Genomic DNA, 1266 nt, shown 5'->3' with positions numbered 1-1266 from the left:
TTGCAAACGGGATGTGTTCATATAAAGAATAATGATCAAAATGGCTTCTTTGCTGGGTTTTGACCCGGTAAGCCGCCGCAGAAATCCACCTGAAACAGAGGAAGAGGACGAGCTTGACCGCCTGGCATGAGTACGCAGAAGGCGTAAAAAACGGCAAAATTACGGCCTGTAAACGACTGAAACAGGCCGTTAAACGGTATTTTTCTGACCTTGAAAACCCCCTTTACACGTTCGATCCGGAGGTCGTGGAGCGGTTTATTGCCTTTTCCAGGGTGTGCCCGCACGTAAAAGGCGCAATGCGCGGTAGCCCCATTGAGCTGGAGCCGTGGCAGCAGTTCGCCTTTGCGTGCATCCTGGGCTTTAAGGTTAAGGCCACCGGACGGCGCAAATACACCAGCGCATTCATTGAAGTACCGCGAAAAAATGCCAAATCCACGGTCGCCGCTATCCTGGCTAACTGGTTTCTGGTTATGGAAAACGGGCAGCAGGATATTTACACCGCCGCCGTGAGTCGTGATCAGGCGCGGATCGTGTTTGATGATGCGCGTCAGATGTGCCTTTTATCCCGACCGTTACGAAAACGGGTAAATATTCAGGCACACAAGGTGATACACCCGAAAACCAACAGCCTGTTAAAGCCACTGGCAGCAAAAGCGGCAACCATTGAAGGTACAAACCCGAGTCTTGCCATTGTGGATGAATATCACCTGCATCCTGACAACGGGGTTTATTCCGCGCTTGAGCTGGGAATGGGGGCGCGTCCGGAGGGGCTGTTATTTGCCATCACCACATCGGGGAGCAACGTTGTTTCAGCCTGTAAACAACACTACGACTATTGCTGCCAGATACTGGATGGTGAAGAGGTGAATGAATCCATGTTCGTGCTGATTTACGAGCTGGATGATGAAAGCGAGGTTGACGATCCGGCGATGTGGATAAAGGCGAATCCCAATATCGATGTTTCCGTCGATCGTGAAAAACTGGCCTCAACCATCCAGAAAGCGCGGGGTATTCCGTCGCAGTGGGTGGAAATGCTCACCAAGCGATTCAATATCTGGTGTCAGGGGGCTACGCCGTGGATGGGTAACGGTGCATGGGCGGAGTGCGCCGGAACGTTCGCGGAGGCGGATTTATACGGGCAGGAGTGCTACGCGGGGCTGGACTTATCATCAACCAGCGATATTTCCAGCGTGTGCTATGCCTTCCCGGTCGGTAAAAAAATTATGCTGGTTTCCCGTCACTATCTGCCTGAATTTCAGCTACAGA

The 1266-nt window shown here is 52.1% G+C and carries 1 protein-coding gene and 1 pseudogene; both read left to right on the top strand.

Annotation, left to right across the window (positions count from 1 at the left end):
* Positions 1-25 precede the first annotated feature (25 nt).
* Positions 26-130 (top strand): annotated as a pseudogene (locus tag EQY_RS25455) (phage terminase small subunit P27 family); the annotation flags it as partial.
* A partial coding sequence (locus EQY_RS0123805; RefSeq protein WP_000127862.1) for a terminase large subunit occupies positions 114-1266 on the top strand: 1153 nt, incomplete at its 3' end. The pseudogene EQY_RS25455 and the gene EQY_RS0123805, both read left to right, overlap by 17 nt.

The organism is Escherichia sp. TW14182, assembly GCF_000208525.1.
Taxonomy (GTDB): domain Bacteria; phylum Pseudomonadota; class Gammaproteobacteria; order Enterobacterales; family Enterobacteriaceae; genus Escherichia; species Escherichia ruysiae.
The sequence above is the reverse complement of the archived record's forward strand: the minus strand, read 5'-3'. Positions and strand labels throughout refer to the sequence as shown.